At 49.6% G+C, this 22,215-nt stretch carries 21 protein-coding genes; 16 read left to right on the top strand and 5 right to left on the bottom strand.

Annotation, left to right across the window (positions count from 1 at the left end; translation table 11 throughout):
* Positions 1-209 precede the first annotated feature (209 nt).
* The 9 genes from IPL71_RS23775 (at position 210) to IPL71_RS23735 (ending at position 8,565) form a co-directional block, all read left to right on the top strand.
* Positions 210-797 carry a 4Fe-4S dicluster domain-containing protein gene (locus tag IPL71_RS23775; protein ID WP_345325967.1) on the top strand — a complete coding sequence of 196 codons (588 nt, stop codon included), beginning with the start codon at positions 210-212 and terminating at the stop codon, positions 795-797.
* A complete protein-coding gene (locus IPL71_RS23770; RefSeq protein WP_345325966.1) occupies positions 794-1,792 on the top strand; it encodes a CoB--CoM heterodisulfide reductase iron-sulfur subunit B family protein in 999 nt (332 codons plus the stop codon). Before IPL71_RS23775 ends, IPL71_RS23770 begins: the two co-directional genes overlap by 4 nt.
* Positions 1,789-3,786 (top strand): 4Fe-4S binding protein, encoded by a 1,998-nt coding sequence (locus tag IPL71_RS23765; protein WP_345325965.1) that lies wholly within the window; start codon positions 1,789-1,791, stop codon positions 3,784-3,786. Before IPL71_RS23770 ends, IPL71_RS23765 begins: the two co-directional genes overlap by 4 nt.
* A 65-nt stretch (positions 3,787-3,851) precedes the next feature.
* The gene (locus tag IPL71_RS23760; protein WP_345325963.1) at positions 3,852-4,343 is read left to right on the top strand and encodes a hydrogenase iron-sulfur subunit; all 492 of its coding nucleotides are present in this window, start codon (positions 3,852-3,854) and stop codon (positions 4,341-4,343) included.
* Entirely contained in the window at positions 4,340-5,332 is a 993-nt protein-coding gene (locus tag IPL71_RS23755) for an NADH-quinone oxidoreductase subunit B family protein (protein WP_345325961.1), read from the top strand. Before IPL71_RS23760 ends, IPL71_RS23755 begins: the two co-directional genes overlap by 4 nt.
* A gap of 49 nt (positions 5,333-5,381) precedes the next feature.
* Positions 5,382-5,633, top strand: coding sequence for a hypothetical protein (locus tag IPL71_RS23750; RefSeq protein WP_345325959.1), 252 nt, complete (start codon positions 5,382-5,384; stop codon positions 5,631-5,633).
* Between the two features lie 79 nt (positions 5,634-5,712).
* Positions 5,713-7,179 carry a Ni/Fe hydrogenase subunit alpha gene (locus IPL71_RS23745; RefSeq protein WP_345325957.1) on the top strand — a complete coding sequence of 489 codons (1,467 nt, stop codon included), beginning with the start codon at positions 5,713-5,715 and terminating at the stop codon, positions 7,177-7,179.
* A 41-nt stretch (positions 7,180-7,220) separates the two neighbouring features.
* Positions 7,221-7,694 carry a hydrogenase maturation protease gene (locus IPL71_RS23740; protein WP_345325955.1) on the top strand — a complete coding sequence of 158 codons (474 nt, stop codon included), beginning with the start codon at positions 7,221-7,223 and terminating at the stop codon, positions 7,692-7,694.
* A gap of 580 nt (positions 7,695-8,274) precedes the next feature.
* Positions 8,275-8,565, top strand: a complete 291-nt coding sequence (locus IPL71_RS23735; protein WP_345325953.1) for a hypothetical protein — start codon at positions 8,275-8,277, stop codon at positions 8,563-8,565.
* Positions 8,566-8,613: 48 nt separating this feature from the next.
* Here the strand turns inward: IPL71_RS23735 and IPL71_RS23730 are convergent, their stop codons facing one another.
* The 5 genes from IPL71_RS23730 to IPL71_RS23710 form a co-directional block, all read right to left on the bottom strand.
* Positions 8,614-9,498 (bottom strand): LysR substrate-binding domain-containing protein, encoded by an 885-nt coding sequence (locus tag IPL71_RS23730; protein ID WP_345325951.1) that lies wholly within the window; start codon positions 9,496-9,498, stop codon positions 8,614-8,616.
* Between the two features lie 195 nt (positions 9,499-9,693).
* Entirely contained in the window at positions 9,694-10,962 is a 1,269-nt protein-coding gene (gene nrfD / locus IPL71_RS23725; protein WP_345325948.1) for an NrfD/PsrC family molybdoenzyme membrane anchor subunit, read from the bottom strand.
* Positions 10,959-11,804 (bottom strand): 4Fe-4S dicluster domain-containing protein, encoded by an 846-nt coding sequence (locus IPL71_RS23720; protein WP_345325946.1) that lies wholly within the window; start codon positions 11,802-11,804, stop codon positions 10,959-10,961. Before IPL71_RS23720 ends, nrfD begins: the two co-directional genes overlap by 4 nt.
* 5 nt (positions 11,805-11,809) lie before the next feature.
* Positions 11,810-12,655, bottom strand: a complete 846-nt coding sequence (locus IPL71_RS23715; RefSeq protein WP_345325944.1) for a cytochrome c3 family protein — start codon at positions 12,653-12,655, stop codon at positions 11,810-11,812.
* Between the two features lie 197 nt (positions 12,656-12,852).
* Positions 12,853-15,009, bottom strand: coding sequence for a hypothetical protein (locus IPL71_RS23710; protein ID WP_345325942.1), 2,157 nt, complete (start codon positions 15,007-15,009; stop codon positions 12,853-12,855).
* Positions 15,010-15,936: 927 nt separating this feature from the next.
* On the opposite strand from IPL71_RS23710, the gene IPL71_RS23705 reads away from it, so the two are divergent.
* The 7 genes from IPL71_RS23705 (at position 15,937) to IPL71_RS23675 (ending at position 22,199) form a co-directional block, all read left to right on the top strand.
* Positions 15,937-16,686, top strand: coding sequence for a DUF4388 domain-containing protein (locus IPL71_RS23705; RefSeq protein WP_345325940.1), 750 nt, complete (start codon positions 15,937-15,939; stop codon positions 16,684-16,686).
* Between the two features lie 81 nt (positions 16,687-16,767).
* Complete coding sequence (locus tag IPL71_RS23700) at positions 16,768-17,301, top strand: GTP-binding protein (RefSeq protein ID WP_345325938.1); 534 nt, start codon at positions 16,768-16,770, stop codon at positions 17,299-17,301.
* A 28-nt stretch (positions 17,302-17,329) separates the two neighbouring features.
* The gene (locus IPL71_RS23695; protein ID WP_345325936.1) at positions 17,330-18,127 is read left to right on the top strand and encodes an alpha/beta fold hydrolase; all 798 of its coding nucleotides are present in this window, start codon (positions 17,330-17,332) and stop codon (positions 18,125-18,127) included.
* Between the two features lie 52 nt (positions 18,128-18,179).
* Positions 18,180-18,746 carry a V4R domain-containing protein gene (locus IPL71_RS23690; protein WP_345325934.1) on the top strand — a complete coding sequence of 189 codons (567 nt, stop codon included), beginning with the start codon at positions 18,180-18,182 and terminating at the stop codon, positions 18,744-18,746.
* 118 nt (positions 18,747-18,864) lie between these two features.
* A complete protein-coding gene (locus tag IPL71_RS23685) occupies positions 18,865-20,106 on the top strand; it encodes an LbetaH domain-containing protein (RefSeq protein ID WP_345325933.1) in 1,242 nt (413 codons plus the stop codon).
* 6 nt (positions 20,107-20,112) lie between these two features.
* The gene (locus IPL71_RS23680; RefSeq protein ID WP_345325931.1) at positions 20,113-21,219 is read left to right on the top strand and encodes a shikimate dehydrogenase; all 1,107 of its coding nucleotides are present in this window, start codon (positions 20,113-20,115) and stop codon (positions 21,217-21,219) included.
* Between the two features lie 74 nt (positions 21,220-21,293).
* Complete coding sequence (locus tag IPL71_RS23675; RefSeq protein ID WP_345325929.1) at positions 21,294-22,199, top strand: response regulator; 906 nt, start codon at positions 21,294-21,296, stop codon at positions 22,197-22,199.
* Positions 22,200-22,215: the final 16 nt, after the last annotated feature.

The following is a 22,215-nucleotide window of genomic DNA, read 5'->3' as shown; positions in this document are numbered from 1 at the left end:
TGCGGGATTTTTGTATAAAAAAAGTCAGGCGGGTACTATTATGTTTGTCACTTGAATTTTGTGCTGAAAATCACTATTGTAAAGGTAGGGGTATAGTAGCGTGACTGTAAATGGGCGACTTCGGTCGTGCCGGGTTGTAACTGGTTTAGGTCTGTCGTGTCCTTTACGCGGCAGGTTGAGTTGCAAAGCACGGAGGCATTATGCCCCAGATGACAGATGAACGAGTGCGCGCGGGAATGACGCGCGAAGAAGACCTCTCTCTTTTGAATGAAGTGAGTATGAAAACTGCGGGCGTTTCGCATTTGGAGATGTGCATCCAATGCGGGACGTGTGGCGGCTCCTGCCCTGTGGCGGCGGATATGGACCATACGCCGCGTATGTTGTTCGCGATGCTGCGGGCCGGGATGCGTGAGGAAGTGCTGCGCAGCAATACGCCGTGGCTGTGTGTGTCGTGCTATCACTGCGTGGTGCGCTGTCCGCAGGAGGTGCATATCGCGGATGTGATGTACACGCTCAAAGGGATGGCGATTAGCGCGAAGTTGTATACAGACTCAACCGCGCCGCATTTCTCGCAGACGTTTGTGGGCATGGTCGAAACCTTTGGCCGCGGCTATGAGCTTGGGCTGGCAACGCGCCATTATCTGCGGCATTTTCCGCTGCGGCTGCCAGGCATGATGCCAATGGGCTTGGGCATGATCTCGAGGGGGCGTATGGCGATTGTGCCGAAAAAAATCAAACACATGGATCAATTGACGAAGATATTGGACCGCGCCAAGGAATTGGAGTTGACCTCATGAACAAGTATCTTTTGTATCCAGGTTGTTCGATGGATTCCAGCGCGAAGGCGTATATGGAATCGCTCAATTCCATCGTTGAGCCGCTTGATCTGCATTTGGAAGAGATCGAGGATTGGAACTGCTGCGGCGCGACGGAGTATCTCGGCATTAACTTGATCCCTGCGTATTCTTTGATCGCGCGAAATCTTGCATTGGCTTCAAAGCAAATGGACGATGGAACGCGAACCGTTGTTGCGCCGTGTTCGGCTTGTTATCTCAACCTTGCCAAGGCGGATTACTACATGCAGGAGCGTCCGACCTTGGGCGCAAAGGTGAATGAGGCGTTGGCTGCTGGTGGATTGGAATATAAAGCGGGCACGCTGGATGTGCGTCACCTGATCGACGTTCTTGTCTACGACGTGGGGCTGGATGCCATCCGAAAGGCAGTGACCCGCCCGTTGAGCGGACTCAAGGTCGTGCCGTACATGGGCTGCATGCTGCCCCGGCCTGATTATCAACATCGCTGGTCAGACCATGAACATCCCACGGAATTGGATGACCTGCTCCGCGCACTCGGTGCAGACGTAATCGATTATCCGCTCACAACCAGTTGCTGCGGCGGACACATGACTCAGATCGGGCCTGAAACTGCCTTTGAACTGATTCGCAGACTCGTGGCTGATGCAGATGAGCGCGGCGCGCATCTGATGGCAACGGTCTGCCCGATGTGCCAGATGAACATTGACGCGTATCAAAATGAAACGAATCATTTCTTCCATACGAATTATCACATGCCCGTTTTGTTCTTTACCCAATTGATGGGACTCGCCTTCGGCAAAGACCCTGGCGAGTTGGGCATTGGTTTGGAACTGGTCAGCGCACGCAATGCGCTGGCGAACATTGGCATAGAGGTGCCTGTCACGCAGGAGCCAACTGCGCCGAGAAAAAAGGATGAAGGGCTGCCCATGCCGCGTCGCTGGACCAAGCACGAGGGTAGGAAGGAGGCGGTGAAATGACAGAGCGAGTCGGAGTCTATGTCTGTCACTGCGGTTCGAATATCGCAGGCACAGTGGATGTGGTGGATGTCGCAAACTGGGCCGCTGAAAAACTTGGGCGGCAGGGTGTGATCATTGCACGCGAATATAAATTCATGTGCTCCAGCCTCGGGCAGGAGTTGATTACAAAAGATATCAAAGAGTTGGGGTTGACTCGCGTGGTGGTTGCGGCTTGTTCGCCGCATTTACACGAGAAGACCTTCCGCACGGCGGCCAAGAACGCGGGGTTGAATCCGTATCTGGTGGAGTTGGCTTCGATCCGCGAGCAGGTCTCGTGGGTGCATTCAGATAAAGCTGTAGCCACGGCAAAAGCCAAGGCTGTTGTATCAGGCGCGGTTTCACGTGTGATCGAGAATGCGGCGCTGGATGAGATCAAGGTCCCGATCAATCCGAATACGTTGGTGGTGGGCGGCGGCATTGCGGGTATTCAATCGGCGCTTGAAATTGCGAACGCGGGATTCCATGTGTATCTGGTGGAGCGCGAGCCGTCCATTGGCGGGCACATGGCGCAGTTCGATAAAACCTTCCCCACGTTGGATTGTTCGGCCTGTATTCTCACGCCGCGCATGGTCGAAGCGGGGACACATCCGAACATCACATTGCTGACGTGGAGTGAAGTTGAAAAGGTGACAGGCTTTGTAGGCAACTTCCATGTGACGATAAAAAAGAAGGCGCGTTTTATCAATGAAGCGCTTTGCACAGGCTGCGGGATCTGTCAGGAGAAGTGCCCGAAGAAAGTGATCGATGATGTGTACGAAGCAGGGCTTGGATATCGCAAAGCGGTGTACACGCCGTTCGCGCAGGCCGTGCCGAATTTCCCTGTGATGGACAAGGAGAATTGCACGTACTTCATCAAAGGGACTTGCAAGGCTTGCGAGAAGTTCTGCCCGACAGGTGCGATTGACTTTAATCAACAGGATGAATTAATAAACATTGATGTTGGCAATATCGTGCTTGCCACTGGCTATGACCTGTTCGATGCGCGGCGCGTTAGTAATTACGGCTATGGACGTTTGCCGAATGTGTTCACGAGTTTGGAGTTTGAGAGATTGTCCAATGCGGCAGGGCCGACCTCTGGCGATATTGTTTTGCGCGATGGAAAGACCACACCGAAGAGTGTGGGCATTATTCATTGTGTGGGGTCGCGTGACAAGAATTTCAATAACTACTGCTCGGTGATTTGCTGTATGCAGGGATTGAAGTTCGCGCACCTCGTTCACGAACGCACGGGCGCGACGGTCTACAACTTTTATATTGACATGCGCACGGCATACAAAGCCTACGATGAGTTTTATCAACGCGTGCTGGAAGAAGGGACTCTCTTCGTGCGCGGCAAAGTGGCCGAGGTCACAGACGCGGCGCGCAATGAACGTGAAAAAGGAAAGCTCATCATTCAAGTGGAAGATACATTGGCGGGTAAACAGCGCCGTATTCCAGTGGATATGGTCATCCTTTCCAGTGGATTGCAGCCGCGCCACGATGCAAAAGAAGTTGGAAAGTTATTCGGCATTTCCTGCTCAATGGATGGCTGGTTTACCGAGAAACATCCCAAGCTTGACCCCGTTGCCACGATGACCGAAGGTATTTACATCGTTGGTTGCGCGCAAGGGCCAAAAGATATTCCGTCCAGTGTGGCGCAGGGCGCGGCGGCTTCGGCACGTGTGTTGGATAAGATCTTGCAAAAGGAAGTTGCGCTGGAACCGACCAAAGCCACGGTAGATCAAGAAAAATGTTCAGGCTGCAAAATCTGCAATGGACTATGTCCATTCAACGCGATCTCATTCATTGAAGATGACAAAGTATCCTATATCAATCCCGCGCTGTGTCAGGGCTGCGGCACGTGCGTAGCGGCTTGTCCAGCGGGCGCGATCAGCGGCACGGGCTTTAGCAATGAGCAGATCATCGCTCAGATCGATGGGTTGATGATGAAAAATTTGGAGATGACTACCGCATGAAGCGTAAAACGTGAAGAGTAGAGTACGTTTCATTCTTCACGTTTCATTGCAGTCTGGAGAACACTATGACTGATAACCATTTTGAACCCACCATTATCGGCTTCACCTGCAACTGGTGCAGTTATCGCGCTTCGGATTTGGCGGGGACGGCGCGCATGAAGTATGCCCCGAATGTGAGATTAATCCGCTTGATGTGTTCAGGCCGCCTCGACCCTACCTTTGTGCTGCGTGCTCTTTCAGACGGAGCAGACGGCGTGATGATCACTGGCTGCCACCCGGGCGAGTGTCATTACATCGAACAGAATTACAAAGCCTTGCGCCGTTATCTCTTGCTCAAGCGTGTACTTGCTGGTTTGGGCATTGAACCCGAACGCGTGAAACTCGTCTGGGCCAGCGCGGCGGAAGGCGCAAGGTTCGCGGCGGAGACGACTGCGTTTGTGGAAGAGATACGGAAGTTAGGACCATTGAATTGGGGAAAAGCGGACGACAGACCACAGACCGTGGACGATGGTCTATCGTCCGTTGTCCATGGTCAGGAAATGGAGGTGCCAGCATGACCACAAAACCCAAATTCGCCATGTACTGGGCTGCCTCCTGCGGTGGATGTGAAATTGCTGTGCTGAATACCCATGAAAAGATTCTGGATGTGGACGCGAACTTTGATGTCGTCTTCTGGCCTGTGGCGATGGATGCGAAATACAAAGATGTGGAAGCGATGGAAGACGGCTCGATCCTGCTGACACTCTTCAACGGCGGAATCCGCAATGATGAGAATGAGCATATCGCCAAGTTGTTGCGGCAGAAATCCAAGATACTCGTGGCGTTCGGATCATGCGCTTGTGAGGGGTGTATCCCCGGACTGGCAAATCTCAGCCCTGTAGGTGACATTGTCCACACGGCGTTCAATACCCTCACGACCGATAACCCGAATGAGATTTATCCGCGCACAAGTTATGACGTGCCCGAAGGCGAATTACACATTCCCACCCTTTCCAGAATTGTTCGTCCGCTCGAGAACGTTGTAGATGTGGATTACTTTATGCCGGGCTGCCCGCCTGAGAGTCATCAAATTGCGGCAGTGATCGATCTGGTGATTAAGGTTGTGAAGGGAGAAGCGGAATTGCCGCCCAAAGGCTCTGTTATTGGTTGTGGAGATTCAACCGTGTGTGATGAATGTCCACGGGCGCGGAATGTGAAACTCATCAAGGAATTCAAACGCATTCAGGATGTTGCGCCTGTTGACCCGATCTTATGCTTGCTCGAACAGGGGATTCCGTGCAACGGGCCTGCCACACGCAGCGGATGCAATGCGCGCTGTCCGCAGGCAGGGGCGCAGTGTATTGGCTGTTACGGTCCCGCGGATGGTGTCCTGGATTACGGCGCGAGACTCATCACCGCCTTTTCATCCGTCATTGACGCGAACACACCCGAAGAGATTGAGCATATCCTCGATGGAATCCCCGACCCGACGGGACAGGTGTATCGTTTCAATTTGGCGGGGTCATTACTTAAGGCAAATAGAGAAGCGTGGAAAATTAAAGGTTGAATTATGAAGGATGAATAAACTCTCTTCATCCTTTCAAAAGGAGATTGACATGACTACAAAACAGACAGAAAAATCTGAACCCTATGAAGACCGCAATGCTTTTTTGGAATCCACCCTCATCGAAGAATATCTTCGTGCAAAGGGCTATTCAATGGAAAATTTCAAGAAATTGCCGGTCGATGTAGCGGAGCAATTGATGAAGGAAGCCTCTCAGTATGCTTCGCTCAAATTGGAAGAGGTTGAAGCACGTGCACACTTCATTAAAGATTTGCATGACGATGCTTCGTCTCTGGAAAAGTAATTAGCAACTGGTAATTGGAGATTGGTAATTACCAGTTACTAATTACCAATCTCCCCGTCCTGCCAAAACTGGAGATATTATGACTCAACGCATCACCATCGACCCCATTACCCGTCTCGAAGGCCACGGCAAGATTGAGATATTTTTGGATGACAGTGGTAATGTCGCCAATACCTATTTTCAGATTCCCGAACTGCGCGGTTTTGAGCGATTCTGTGTCGGACGTCCCATTGAGGAAATGCCGTTGATCACCAACCGTATTTGCGGGGTCTGCCCCGAAGCGCATAATATGGCGGCATCCAAGGCTGGAGACATGGCTTATCATGTTGACCCGCCGCGCACAGCAAAGTTGTTGCGTGAATTGCTTTACATGGCATTCTATTGCACCGATCACACCACGCACTTCTATGCGCTCGGCGGCCCCGATTTTGTAATGGGGCCAGATGCACCCATTGCCGAACGAAATATTCTGGGCGTTATTCATAAGGTGGGATTGGAGATCGGCGGCAAAGTGATTCAAATGCGTAAATATGGGCACACCGTTGTTGAGATGATCGGCGGGCGCAAAGTCCATCCATGCACATCCATCCCCGGCGGCATGACCAAGGGCATTACGAAAGAACAACGCAAAGAGATCGAAGAGATGGGCCGCTGGGCAATCGACTTCGCACAATTCAGCCTCAAACTTTTCAATGACATTGTGCTTGGCAACAAGGCATATGTTGATCTGATTCTCGGCGATGTGTACACCCATCACACCTATTACATGGGCATGGTTGATGAAAACAATAAAATTAATTTCTATGACGGCAATGTCCGTGTGGTGGATCCGAATGGAAAAGAATTTATCAAATACGCGCCGAAAGATTATGCCGAACATATCGCCGAGCACGTTGAGCCGTGGACCTATCTCAAATTCCCGTATCTGAAAAAGGTTGGCTGGAAAGGTTTTGTGGACGGCGTAGATTCGGGTGTCTATATGGCAACTCCGCTTTCACGTCTCAACGCATCGGATGGCATGGCAACGCCGCGTGCGCAGGAAGAATATAAAAGATTTTATGCCACGCTCGGCGGCAAGCCTGTGCATCAACGTCTTGCCACACATTGGGCGCGATTGATCGAATTGCTCTACGCCGCCGAACGCTGGGTGGAGTTGGCAACTGACCCTGAGATCACATCTGCGGATTTTCACACCAGGCCGACTCAAATTCCGACAGAGGGGATTGGCATCGTTGAGGCGCCGCGCGGCACGCTCACGCATCATTACTGGACCGATGAGCGGGGACTTGTAACCAAAGTGAATCTCATCGTTGGCACCACCAACAACTATGCCCCGATCCAAATGTCCACGCACAAGGCGGCGGTGAGTCTCATCAAAAACGGCGTCGTGAATGAAGGTCTGCTTAACATGGTGGAAATGGCTTTTCGTTCCTATGATCCATGCTTTGGGTGTGCCACTCATTCCTTGCCGGGACAAATGCCTTTGGAGGTTACCATTCGTGACGCGGATGCGAACCCTGTCAAAGTGTTGAAACAGTTTTGTTAAACAGAATCAGTTAACAGGCAGGAAAGAAGCGAGGGTCTATCATGAAAACATTGGTGATCGGGTTGGGAAATCCCATCCTCGGTGATGATGGGGTTGGTTGGAGAGTCGCGGAAGAAGTGAAAAAGAATCCTGCGTGTCAGAACGTAAGCGTGGATTGTCTTTCGCTGGGCGGCATCAGTTTGATGGAACATCTCATTGGTTATGAACGCGCCATTCTGATTGATGCGTTGGCGTTGGAGGAGCCGGTTGGCTCAATTTTGGTTTTAAAGTTAAGTGACCTGCCCAATTATTCAGCTTTTCATACGACGAGCACGCATGATACATCTTTGCAGAATGCGATTGAATTGGGCAGGTCAATGGGCGCACCTTTGCCTGATGACATCACAGTGGTTGGAATCGCCACAAATCGCGTTTATGATTTTAGCGAAGAATTATCGCCGCCGATCGCAGAAGCTGTTCCGCTGGCGGTCAAGTTTGTGCTGGGCGTGCTTGATCGGAATTTTAAATTTTATTAATTAACCCAAGTTGTCACCATGCCAGGAAGTCCAAAACCATCGCCACGGATTTCGCTAATTTACACAGATTTTTCAAAAGCCATCGGCAAAAAGGTTTTTTATCTGCGTTTTCAGCGTTCATCTGCGTCCTAATTTTAAAACTGCCAGGTTGCTAGATTTTTTTCTTGAATTCGCGAAAATCCGTGTAACACCGCACTGGCGCTCGGCGCAAGTGTTCGTGGCAAAAACGGGTCTGACAAGATGAATCAATTTCAAGGTAGCAACTTGGGTTAATTAGCAAGCCGCTTCACAGTTTAAAAAATTGGACGCAAACAAACGCTGCGTGTGTTCTTCATTCGAAATGGGGGTGAGTTGAGTTTGTTTAGAATAAAACCCGTGCTTGCTGAATTTTCTGGGTATAGTTCTTTTTTATGGACTGCCATTTTTTTTCTTTATGCCGGGAATGACATTCAATACTGGCAGACACGTGTTGTATGGGCTATGCTGAAAATGCGGGTAAAGCGGGAAGAGGCGATGTCAATGAACGCTTTACTGATGATTATGTGATTTTAGATTTTCCTTGACATCAAGGAGGAATACCATGGCAGTATCACTTTTCGCAGGATTGATTGGTGGAGCGATTTTGGGGTTTGCGACCCAGAGTAATCGTTCAAAGCTTTGTGATTTTATTCGTGTGCAATATCCGATCCTGTTCAAATCAGTCGGACTATTGTTGCTGGCGATTGCTGTGTTGTTGCCGATTCTCGGTTTGACGGGTGTGGTAGCAGTTAATCTCACTCCATTCTTTTGGGGTGGCTGCATGGTGTTCAGTTTCATCATTGGTTTTTTTGTTGTTCACTGCGATATCATGCAAAAAGGGCAGGAGGTTTAATGGGTTGCTTCTCGGGAGTCCATGCGTGGATGGATCAGATCTGCATTTTCAGGCGTGTGGATGAAGCCCCAAAAAACATCTCTGGCTCGGTGAGGCGGGGATGTTTTTTCGCACCATGTAGTTTACACGGATCATGTCTAATCCATTGACTGGTATGCTTACGATCCGTCCCAGTTGACACAGATAACGGCTGGCTAATCCAGACACGAAGGAGATGCCATATCCGTTTGCGACCAGTTCGAGGACGGCTTCCACATTTCCCACTTCCAGAAAAACATTCAGGTCTTCCATATCGATATCAAATTTCGCCAGTTCTTCCAGCATGACGCGTCGTGTGCCGGATGTCTCTTCGCGGATGATGATATTTTCTTGAATGATATCGGCGGGGTCAATTGAGTTTCTATTCGCCCAGCGATGGCCTTTAGGAACTACCAGGCTGATGGGGTCACGGAAGAATTCCTGAGCTTGCAGCCCTGCCTCAATAGGTTCTGAACTGACGATGCCAAGGTGCGCTTGATTTTCCAGTAGTTTTGCAACCATATTTTTAGACTGACATGCCAGGATGCGAACATGAACACCCGGATATGCGATTCGAAAGCGGGCAACAATAAGCGGCAGGACGAAACGTCCACTGGTTGAACTGCAGGCGATTTGCAGATCTCCTGTCCCAAGATTTTTAAAGGAAGACATCATTTCTTTTAGTTCATTCGTGTCGTTTATGAGTTGATGCGCTAATGGGAGGAGAAGATGCCCCGCCTCGGTCAAGGTCAATCCGGTGTTGGTGCGGAGGAATAATTTGACGTCCAGTTCTTCTTCGAGTAATTTGATCTGGTGACTGACTGCCGGTTGGCTTAGATGTAGTTGTTTTGCAGCTTCAGAGAGGCTGCAATTTTCTGCCGCGCATAGAAAGGTTTCAATTTTGCGAATGTCCACGTTGGATTCTCCGATGTTCACGGTACATATTCATTATAGAGACAAAAGACCATAATTTCAACCTGAGATAGTTGTCAAAGTAGAGATGAGGTTTGAAGTGTAATATCGGTTTCAGGCGGGGAACGAGGGTGTTTTTTGCATGAATCAAAAATGCCCGGAAGAGATAATCTCCCGGGCATTTTGTTGGTACGTCATTTACTCGTGATGGTCGTGACTTGATTTGAAAGGCAGGAAGCGCGCGGCAAGGCTGAACGCCAGAATCCAATAGCAGATGACCATGGTGCCAACTGCAAACTCGACCCAGGTAGGTGTATAGGAATTTAGCACGATGTTTGGCGTGAATGGATCGTAAGAAATAGAGGCGATCAGACCGGCAAAGTTATAGTTCCAGCGGGTGATGATGGCTGCGATGATCGGAATGACCGCGACAGCCATGAGGTAGCGGAAGTTCTTGATGCTTTTTGCTGCAAGAAGAATGGAACCCGCGATGACCGGAAGTAACGCCTGCCCCAGCCAGAAGGTGAGTGAGTAGGGGGCGATGGTATCGAGGATTTGGGTTTGCAGGAATATCTCGCGGTCGAAGCTGTAGTAGTTGGTGACTGCCCAATCCCAGACGCGCAGGTAGGTGAGGAGTAAAGTGATGCCGCCTGCAAGACGCGCCACATCATACAGCGCAGAGTCACTGACCATACCCGAGCGCATGACTCGGAAAATGAACACGCTGGTAATGAACAATAGCGCAATGCCGCCGCTCATGGCGGATAAGACGAATTGGACAGGTGCGCTTTGGTTGAACCAGATGCCGCGTCCGGCAAGTACGGAGTAGGTGGCACCCAATGAAGCTTGATGGAGCAGGGAGAGTGTGAGCCCGGCAACAGCGAGAATGGGACCGGCTTTATGCAGCCAGGCAGAGAAGCTATAAACTTTGTTCATCAAATTGCCAAGCAAACGATAACGCGTCAGCCAGGGGTGGGTCTTGAAAATGGGATGCTCAAGCACGATGGGCAATAACTCTGCCAGCAATACGTTGAGGTAAAGTACAACACACATGGTGACTTCCCAAAGCAGGGAGTGTGGCTGCCAAAAGACGATGGGGTGCCAGAAGCGCAAGGGCTGACCGAGGTCAAAGAGCAGTACCATACCGGCTGTAGAGTACCCCAAAAAGCCGAGCAGGACGGCGAGCTTGCCGATTACTTCAAAGCGTTTGATGCGCAGGATGTAAACAATGACGCCAAAGACGAAGGCACTTCCGCCCATGGAGATGGCAGAAAGGTCAATGGAGATCCATAGACCCCAAGGGACGGCGTCTGAAAGTCCGGTGACATCCAAGCCATCTCGCAGGACGACGAATGCACCGACCAAGCCAAAGAGGAAGCCAATGCTGAGCAACCCGATCCAGAAGGGGAATAGGTCGATTGAGGTTTTGCCGAGACGCAAGGTTGGATAGCGAATGTTGTTAATCATGAACCAGCCTCCTCTTGAGTTTCAGGCTTTGGGTTTGGGGGAATATAGTAAACGCGCGGCTCGGTGCTTAGTTCTTCACGTAGTCTTAAAGTGACCGTGGCTTCTGCTCGGGCAATGGAGATCGGGCTTTGAGGGTCGTTTGTATCGCCGAAAATGCGGGCGTTCGTGGGGCAAACCACAACACAAGCCGGGGTCGCTTGCGCATCAACACCCGGAGTTAGTCCATTTTCCAGGCCCTCATCGATGCGGTGTGAGCAGAAGTGGCATTTTTCAACTACGCCGCGCGGTCTATTTTTAAGCTCGGGTGTTCCAAAATCGGGAACTTTGGGGCTAAGCTCAATTGGTTCTTTCCAGTTGAACACGCGCGCACCGTATGGGCACGCCACCTGACAATATCGGCAGCCGATGCAGCGATCATAGTTCATTGCGACGATGCCATCCGGGCGGTAGTAGGTTGCCTCCACCGGGCAGACATGTACACAAGGGGCTTCGGCGCACTGCATACACGGGCGTGAAAGGAAGAACTCTTCGCCCGATTGGGTCTCTTCCGCAGTGACGACGTTATAAAGCATATCATCGGCAAGGTTATTAATCGCCTGACAGGCATAGGTGCAGTAGTTGCAGCCAATACATTTGTTGATGTCGATCAGCATTCCCCATTTCCGCCCGCCCTCGTTAATGGTTTCGCTGGCGCGCACTTTGAGGGTGTTCAGACCGACAAATTGTGTCAATCCGGTGACGCCCAGAAGCGCAGCTCCTACCTTGAGAAGGTCACGCCGTGAGACGTTCTTTCCCGCAGGCTTGTTCTCAGAGTCTTTTTCATAATAGACCTCCAATTCCACTAAAGTTATTTCTCATCTTCCGTCGGAATGCCAGGATCTTTGCCGATTACAACCCATACTACGCCGCCACCTACCAGCAGACCTGCGATTAAAAGCAACCAGGAGGGAAGATTGACGCCGCCTTTTGGTGTTTCAGGCGCGGCCTCAGTTGTGCCCGCCTCAGAACCTTCACTGACAGCGGCTTCATCTGTCGAAACTGGTACCTCTGTCGCTGCGGGTTGAGCCGCAAAATCTACGCCTGCCAGTACCAGGCTGTTGGTGTCATGAATGTCGCTATGGCAGGAGCTGCAGGTGGAAATTGTCGCGTTAAAAAGATGTCCGCTGTCGTTGCCAATATGGCATGACACACAACTTGCTCCAGCTGCTTCGTGGGTTGAGCCGTGTCCGGCATCCACTTGTTTTTTGTGACAGGCTTCGCAGGTTGTCTGGTTATCCCCGATCAGTTTTTGTTGCTGCGAATGCGGTTCATGACAGGTGGTGCAGCTCATACTCAAGTCGCCGTGCTGCCCGCCATACCATTGTGTGTAATGATCATTATGGCATGTGGCGCATGTTTTCTCTTCGCTTTCAACGGAATACTGCAACTCAGGATGTTCTTCGCCCTCACCGGGTAGTACAACATGACATGAAGTACAGTTGAGAGGGACGCCCGCATGTTTGCTGTCTGTCCATAACATGACTGCCTTTTCGTGACATTCGGAGCAATCCTCGTTGCCGGATGTTTGCCTTACAGGCTGCATGGCGTATGCATTCTCGCCAGAGAATAAAGCAAAAAACCCTAAGAGGGCAAACAGAAACGCCAGAACAAAAAATAAAAACCCAAACCGTTTAGAATGAACCTGCCAATTCATAGTACAGCCTCCATAAATATTATCTTTTATGTGCGAATTGTATAGTAAACAAAAAATCACTCTTCAACAAGTGCAACGTGTCATTTTAAGGCAGGTTTAATGTCACCTAAATTATGACAAATTTTGTAGGAATTACAAGTCGTAAAAAAGGGATGGCAAATTTTCATTCGCCATCCCTTTTTGTTACAAATTACTGTTTACGGACGTGTATAGGTGCTCACATCGCCGCCCAGGTCTTCGATCGAGTCGATCAGGATCTGGATGACGTATTTCGGATTGTGAACGAATGCGCCGGTGTCTTTCTGAACATATTGATAGTTGAAGGCGGCCTTTACCAAACGAGGAGTCCAGGTGGCGTAGCCTTTGCCATCAACATCGAAGAAGTACGGGTAGGTTACTGAGTTGTAGCTGATCTCTCCGCCGTTCGCCGTAGAATAGGTCTGCATAGCGGTGTAGAGAGCTTCAGTCAGTGTGTCGAGTTCACCCTTGATACCTTCGGTTACGTCGCCGTCACCGTCATAGTCCACGTCGCTTTCGCGAATGGTAGTCGGATCAGCAGTGCCGTGGCATGTTTCGCAGGATTCAGTCTTGGGCTCAAGCGCGTGGACATCGTGACAGTCGGCGCACTTGTTGGCTTTTGCTTCTCCATTTTCGCCAGCATGCAGGTTTACGCCCGCATACTCTTTGCCTTCATACTGATAGGCGCCGAGTACTTCTCCGCCGAAGACGGTTGCGCCCGCAGCGAAGTAGTGGATGTTCTTGAAGCGGACGCCAGGATCAACCACATCAAGTTCCTTGCCGCGCAGAGAATTGTTCATGCTGGTCGTGGATTCGCGACCCTGGTGGCACTGGAGACAGAGGTTTGAGTCGTCAGCTAAGAACTTGCCATCGGCATCTTTTCCGCCGTAGGAGACAGTCTTGCCAGAGGGGAAAGTCACGGAAGCGACAGCGTAGCGTTCGGGCCAGGCTTCTTCATTATGGCAGGTGGAGCATGCAAAGCCATTGCTGGCAGGCATGGGGCTCAAGCCAGTAATGGCTGTAGAGCCGTTGCTGGTAACTACAGTGGTGCCGCCGTCTTTGATGTAGGTGGGCAGACCAGTAGCAGTATGGCACTTCACGCAACCGAACGGAACGGTGCCATTGCCTTCTTCTTCACCATCCCAGTGACGGAAGGCTTCGGTGTTTCCTGCGAAGTGACCAGCATCTTCGCGGGCGAGTTTGCTGGTGTCACCGCCGAGGTCGGCGATCGAGTCGACGAGCAGTTGGACGATGTACTTGTTGCCGTGGGCATACGCACCAGGATCCTTGAGGGATACCTGATAGTTGTAAGCGGCTTTGAGTAAGCGAGGAGTCCAATTGGGGTAGTTTTTGCCATCGGCGCCCATGAAGTATGGGTAAGTCGCGGCATCGTAATTGATCTCAGCGCCAGCTGTAGCAGTGGCGTATGTCTGGATTTCGGTTAGGAGGGCTGCCTGGAGACTTTCGATCTCATAGAACATACCTTCATCTACGCTGCCATCGCCATCGTAATCGTTGGCAGAGGAAATCATGCGGATATTCTTGAGATCTTCTGCGGTGGCTACATCTTCATGACAGAATGCGCACTGTTCGACTTTGACTTCGAGGGTATGCGGGTCATGACAACCAGAGCAGGTGTTATAGCCTTCGACGTGATCGTTCTTGGCGTCGTAGCTCATACCATCGTATTGATAACCGCCCATCACTTCGCTACCGTAGAGAGTAGCAGCGGCAGCATAGTAATGAACATTCTTGAAGCCAAGTGTTACGTCTTTGCCTTGATCATCTTTGAATGGTGTGGGGACGGCATCGGGGTCAACGTCTTCACCGAATTTCGCGATGGCTGCATCAATGCTGACTTTGGACTCGCGTCCCTGGTGACATTCCATACAACGGACATCATCTCCGGCAGTGACTTCTACGCCGGAGGGGAACATGACAGTTGTTTTGGAGATGGTGCCTGCATTGTGGCAGGCAACGCATTGAATGCCTTGTGCGTGATCGGCAGGTACTGCGGCATCAACTTTGCCGGCTTCAGAGCCATCAACACCAAGGAAGTCCTGGTAACCATCACTCGAATGGCACTTGGCACAGGATGTGGGCACACCCTCTGGGTTTTCAGTGGCATCATCCCAATGGCGGAAAGGTTCGCTGGCTACATCTGCGTGGCCTGAACCCTGCCATTCGGCCAGATAAGGGGTATCTGGAATTGGCGCAACAGGGGCTTCTGTTGCTGCTGTGGTGGGGGCTGCTGTAGGTGTGGCGCCGCAAGCTGCTAAAATTGCGCCAATAACGATCATTACACCGAGCAAAACGAGTATTTTCTTGAAATTCATTTTGGTATTCTCCTTTTTGTGAAAGTGGAACAGAAAATCAGTTAAAAATATTGCCGGTTGATTCCTCCTTCGTTTGGAGTATTTATTATATTAATGTAATATGAGCAATTACCTCGGAATTCTAAGCATTTTTAAGATTAAAAACAAGTTAATTTGCAACAAAAGCTGTGTGACAAAAGTCACTATAATTTGGATGGAGTTGGGGGGATTTCGGTTTTTGTATAAGCTGAAAACGGGCAAGCAAGTCGCTTTACACTTTGATACTGATGCATAATCCTGCCAGGGTTGCGTTTTTGGTAGTGATCCAAATGTAAGTGATGTGTTCAAATACCAAAGAGCTTTAAAGCGAATGGTGTGAATTGAGCGGATTCCACGAATTAAATTTTTTTTGCGTCATTCGGCTCATTCGAGACATTCACGTTACGGGAACAAATTGCGCTTTTTGCCGAATATAATTCTTAACGCAAAGATGCAAAGGTGGCAAGAAAAAACCTTGAATCTTTGCGACTTGGCGGCGTGGCGTTAAAAGGAAAACCTCAATTAATAGTCGTGCCCGGTATATCTTTTGATAAAGTGAATTAACGTATCTTGCATAGCGAACCCAGATTACGGCTATTAGATTTTTTTCTACACAAGCGGATCGAAATCTGCGCGGCGGGTTGGCTGTTTCTATGCGATTCATTTGTGATGTAAGCGAATGCCGATCGGACAGCAGCAGGCCACACGTCTGATCAGATGCGGGGTAGTTTGTGGTTTGCGTCCAGCGATTGGTGTGATGCATTTAATATCTGTCTTGTGTTGAACCGGGCCGGAATACGAATTATTTTTATTCCTCACAAGAATGATAAGCAGGTTAATTGACGCATTATCACCTTGCATGTATAATTTTCAGACCTAGCCCATCGTGGGTGGCTAAGTAGAGGAACTATGGCCCTTCGTGGAAATTTACGTGATTTTACGATCACACAACTTCTCAATCTTATAAACCTTGCCAGTAAGACTGGGACATTGGTTGTAGATGGGCCTTCAGAGCAGGCGCATATCTCTTTTCGCGATGGCAAACTTGCTTATGCCCGCATTGGAAAAGAAGAAGGCAGCCTGGCTGTGGTCTTGCATAAAGCCAATAAGATCAATGCCAATCAATACCGTGCGATCTCAGACCGTGCAGGCCAGATGACCGATAAGGAACTTGGCCTGCTTCTTATTAATGCTGGTTATGTCACTCAGGAAGATATCCTTATGAATTTGCAGGGATATTTTACAGAGATGATCCGGAAGTTGTTTACGTGGGTTGAGGGTATCTTTCGTTTTGAAAATGAGCTGCTTCCCCCCGAGGACCGCATTAATGTGCGGCTTGATCTTGAGAATATTATTATTGAAGGGTCGCGTCAATTGCGTGAGTTGGAGCAATTGCAGGATGAAATTCCAAGTCTTGATATGGCCCTTAAATTTACGGAACGTCCGCTGACCAATGTGAATTTGAGCGTGGAAGAGTGGAAAGTGGTTAAGTTTGTTGATCCGAAGAATACCATGCGTCAGATCGCAAACACGAATAAATTGAGCGATATCGAAATTCGCAGGATCGTATACGGTTTGCTGCAGGCTGGTTTGGTGAATGGCGCGTCCTGCGGGAGTGGCGACTCCGCCAAATCCGAAGCAGTTTCCGACGCAGAATAAAGAAGAACAAAAGACATTAATTAATAAATTAATTGGTCGCATTCGTACAATGTAATTATCTGGTTCGGAAGGATAGAAATTATGCAAACGGTCAAAATGGTAGTTACGGGTCCATTCAGTGCAGGCAAGACGCAATTCATTCAGTCTGTGAGTGAAATTGATGTGGTTGCCACGGAACGTAAAATCTCCTCAGATGAAGAACGCTCGGTGAAATCTGCGACCACGGTGGCGATGGATTTTGGCCGTATTACAGTGGATGAAGATCTGGTTCTTTATCTATTCGGTACGCCCGGTCAGAAACGCTTCGATTTTATGTGGGAGATTCTTTCAGAGGGAATGCTGGGTTTTATCGTGATGGTGGATAGTACAAGACCTGAGACCTTCCGTGAGGCTCGTTCCATTTTGGAAACTTTCCGCGCTTATGCGCCCACGCCTTTTGTGGTTGCTGCGAATAAGCAGGATGCAGAAGATGCCTGGGAACTCGAAGATGTACGCCATGCCTTGCGCCTTGATAGTCATACAAAGCTTTTACCCTGTGTTGCAACGAATCGTGATACTGTGAAAACGGTTTTGCTTGAATTGCTGTACAGTATCATTAAAGAAATGGATTCCTAAAAGCAGGAAAACAGGTCAATCGTTTGCTGTGTCTTCAATTACCACTGATCAGGGAATAGTTCATTACGAAGTATACGGACGAGGACGTCCGGTAATTCTTTTGCACGGATGGCTTGGCTCCTGGGGGTTATGGCAGGAGACGATGGCTTATCTGGGTGCGTTCAACCGAACTTATGCGCTGGATTTTTGGGGGTTTGGTGAATCAGGTAAAAAACGCGATACATATGCGGTTTCTGATTTTGTCAGCCTTGTTAATCAATTTATGGAACAATTGGGTATCGTCCATGCTCCCCTGGTGGGGCACAGTATGGGCGGAACGGTGAGCCTTTCTGTTGCCATTAAATACCCTGAGCGTGTAAGTAAAGTGGTGGTGGTGGGGTCCCCGATTGTGGGGTCTTCGCTTGCGCCTTTGTTAAAACTATCCGGGTATCGTCCAATTGCATTTATGTTGTTCAATATGATGGGCGTTTTTCGTGCAGGGATGAAAATTTATTCGCCTTATATTTGCAGGGATCCACGTTTTCCAGAAATGATGGATCGTGATCTTTCCCGTACGACAGTCGAGTCTTTTCTGCGTTCCATCGCTTCGCTTCGCCGCACAGATTTGATTCCCGTTCTGCCGCAGATCAAAGTTCCGGTCATGGGGATGTATGGCGATAAAGATGTGATCGTGCATCCTTCGCAGTGGCAGCCCTTGCAAAAGGGAATCCCTCATGCGGTGATCGAGCGTTTTCCAACGGCAGGTCACTTTATCATGCTGGAAGAGCCAACCACATTTAGCCAGAAGTTGAAAACATTTCTTGATCAAGAGTCTCCCAGTTCATGAGCAGTGAAGCGTTTTTCTATCCCCAGAAAATGGGCAGGATCATTTTCAAGGGATGGAGGAAGTGATAGGCCAGAGCGGGGTCGAGTCTATTCTTCGTCTTGCGTCCCTTGAAAAATTTGTGCAAAAGTATCCGCCGTCTCGTGCAGACCGCTCCTTTTCGTTTGACGATGTTGGCTCTGTGCAGAATGCGCTTGAGAAAAAATATGGTCCGCGCGGCGGGCGTGGATTGGCCCTGCGTGCCGGGCGCGCCTGTTTTACATACGGCATTAAAGAATATGGCTCCATCCTCGGGTTGACCGAGATGGCCTTTCGTCTGCTTCCTCTTTCTACAAAACTACATACAGGCATAAAAGCCTTTGCCGATCTATTTAATAAGCATACAGATCAAAAAGTACGGGTGGAAGAAAAGGAAGATCAAATATTCTGGCACATTGAGCGTTGTCCGCTGTGCTGGCAAAGAAAAGCAGATGAGCCGGTCTGTCATCTGGCTGTAGGGTTATTACAGGAGGCGCTTTATTGGTTAAGCGGGGGGAAAATATTTAATGTGGAAGAAACAGCTTGTATTGCACGGGGCGATGGGGCCTGCACGATCGTAATAGATCGAGTTCCTCTCTCGTAAACGGGAAATTGGTGCATAATTTGCTTGTCAGTTTTATGTATTGGGCTGTTTCATCACATACTTTGATTTATAATCATCTGATATGCTAAAAATTATTCTTCACACGCAGAGCCAAATCATGCCATTTTGCGAGCCGGCGCGTGAATTACGCATTCAAAATTCCCCGCTTTGGCTGCATCAGCGCAATTTACTTGCGCCCTATGTAACGCGCGAGATGGAATTAAAACAAGGCGAACCTTTACAGCCTGTGCGCGAGCCTACCATTGTTTATCGCGACAATCTTTTCTTCGATAAATTCTATATTGAGGCCTTTATGGAAGAGGCCCTAAGGCGCAACCGTCCAGTGCGCGCTGCTTTTCGGGCTGATGATCCCGCTTTTCGTGAGCACGCGTTGCCGCTTTCTACATCCTATACCCCCGCAGGAAGTTTATATCTCGCAGATTTATGGTACTACCCGCAAGGCCCCAAGGCTGGCGTGGAGCCGTTGGTAATTGACATGCAAGCGCGTGAGATCGGCTATTACCATGTCCCGACTTATATGGCAGATCAAAGCGGCGACCTTGTGTTTCAAGTGCCCTTACGTGCCATGATGGCAATTGATTCATGGGTGCATGTCTTTATCGCCGATATGGTCTTTGGTCAATTTGCGCACGGGGCTCGTTTTGAAAAACGGCTGAATGAAGATCTGGGTTTTAAATTAAAGATTATTGGCAAGGCAATTTATGAAGGCAGGCAGGTTCTGGAATCTTCGGAACTTGTAAAGGTTGGCAAGGGGTGCGTGATCGACCCTAGCGCTGTGATTCATGGTCCGGCGATCATTGGCGATAATGTAACCATCAACGCCGGAGCAGTGATCGAAAATAGTATTATTGGAAACAATGTCAATGTTTCGCAGGATGTGCAGGTCATGCTTTCGGTTGTGGGAGATGGTGCGTTTCTTCCATTCCGTGCATCCTTGTTTATGACAACCGTGATGGAAAATAGCATGGTGGCACAAAACACCTGCTTGCAAATGTGTGTGATCGGAAGAAACACCTTTCTTGGCGCCGGCTCCACGTGGACAGATTACAACCTGATCCCCGCTCCGATACGTGCGCGTGACGGGAATGGGAAATTAAGCATTTCCAACCGGCCAGTGATGGGCGGCTGTGTCGGGCATAATTGCCGCATCGGCGCAGGCATGATCATTTACCCGGCGCGCACCATTGAATCAGATGTTGTCCTGGCTGCTTCAAAGGAACGCCGTGTGATCGACCGTGACATTTCATTTGCAGACAGCGATCATCATCATCTTAAACTTTCGCATCTTCATCAAACCCTGTATCACAAAGACTCAAAGGCAGATTCAGAGTCATGGTAATAAAAAATGGATAGTTTCGCATTCATCATTCACCCCATCGATCCCAAGCGAGATGTCAGCCGTAAATTCCCATTTTTAGGACGCATGCTCAGCGAAGGGCAGATCGACTTTTTTTCCACCTTTTTTCCGCCGGTGTACATCTCGGAAATTGAAGGAATCACCTCACAAGCTACAGGCAAGGTGATTAAAGGCTGGTTCCTTGCATGTCCGTATACTCCAAAACGCATGATGGAGTTGCCGGAGCGCACAGTCTATCGTAAAATTGTTCAAACAGGCCGCATGGCTGAAAAGCTCGGAGCGAACATTCTTGGCCTTGGCGCTTTTACATCTGTTGTAGGCGATGGCGGCGTAACGATCGCAAACGACCTGGATATCCCCGTCACCACTGGCGATTCATTTACTGTGGCAATGGCCGTGCAAGCCATACGCGATGCGGCGCGGGTGATGAATATAAAAATGGAAGATGCGACGGTGGCCATCGTCGGTGCAACTGGCGCGATTGGACGCGTCTGTGCTGAACTGTTAGCTGGTGAAGCAGCCCAGACATTGCTTGTGGCCCGGGATGAGAAAAAACTTGAAGTTCTGCGAGACAGGCTCAAGGTCCACGCGCGAAGCGAGCTTGTCATCAGCACGAAGATGGATGTCTTGAAGGATGCACAATTGATCCTGACGGTGACGAGTTCCATTCATGATGTCATCCGACCTGAACATTTACAGCCCGGGAGCGTGATTTGCGATGTGGCGCGTCCCCGTGATGTTTCTGCAATGGTAGCGGCGGTGAGAGATGATATATTAGTGATTGACGGCGGCATGGTGGATGTGCCTGGCCCGGCAAACTTTCACTTTAATTTTGGTTTTCCTGAAGGAAAAGTTTATGCCTGTATGGCTGAGACCATTGCTTTGGCATTGGAAGGCCGGTTTGAAGATTACACCGTGGGTAAGGATATTACACTCGAACGTGTGCAGGATATCACCGCGATCGCCGAACGTCATGGATTTCGAATGAGCGGGTTTCGTTCGTTCGAGCGTGAAGTAACAGAAAAACAGATCGAAAGTGTTCTACAAAATGCCCGTAAAGGGTTACGGCGCGCTTATAAAACGCCGCGCATCTAATTGGAAATATATTTTCTACCCGTACTTTCTTAAGAAAGTAAAATTGTTTATGACAAGCGGTAGAGGAGGCTTAAATGGGTAATGCCCGCCTTTTGGTAGTGGAAGACGACGTTGATATTGCCAATATGCTCAAGATCTACTTCACGGGTCTGCAATATGACGTGGATGTAGCGCATCGCGGCCGGGATGCTTTGGAAAAAGTAAAGCACGCGCTGCCGCACTTGATCGTGTTGGATATTATGCTGCCGGATATTGACGGCTATGAAGTGTGCCGCAATTTGCGGACCAGCACGCGCACCAGTCATATTCCGGTGATTTTCCTTACACAAAAAGATGAACGAAGTGATAAGTTGCAGGGTCTTGAATTGGGTGCGGATGATTACATTACCAAGCCCTTTGATATTGAGGAATTGAAACTGCGTGTGCAGGGCGCCATTCGCCGCTCGGAACGCGAGAGCCTCACCGACCCGCGCTCTGGTTTGCCAGCCGGTCGTTTGATCGAAGAGCAATTACGACGCATCATTCGTGAGAAGGAATGGTCTTTGCTCGATGTGCGCGTCAATAATTTTGACTCGTTCAAGGATGTTTACGGATTTGTGGCAGGCGATGATGTATTACGCTTTGCGGCCATGGTGATCGGTGAAGTGGTGGATGAGCTTGGCACAACCAGTGATTTTATCGGTCACGCGGGCGGGGATAATTTTATTATTATCACCACTGATGAGGCCGCGCCAAAAATTCGTCAGAGATTAAAGGAACGCTTTGCAAATGAAGTGCTGACGCACTATAACTTTATAGACCGTCAACAGGGATTTATTCAGGCTCCCACCGCAGAGGGCGGCGTGGAAAAAGTTGGCTTCATGACATTTGCCGCGGGATTGGTCTCACCAAGCCTGCAATCTTTTGCTGATATCCGTGAAATTACGGAGCTCGCGGCAGAAGCGCGGCGACAGGACGCGGCAGCCACCCCTGCCTCGTGATAAGGTAAGCGTTATC

The sequence above is a fragment of the Candidatus Villigracilis proximus genome (genome assembly GCF_016717045.1).
In the GTDB taxonomy this organism is placed as follows: Bacteria; Chloroflexota; Anaerolineae; order Anaerolineales; family Villigracilaceae; genus Villigracilis; species Villigracilis proximus.
This window is presented reverse-complemented; position numbering and strand designations above follow the sequence as displayed.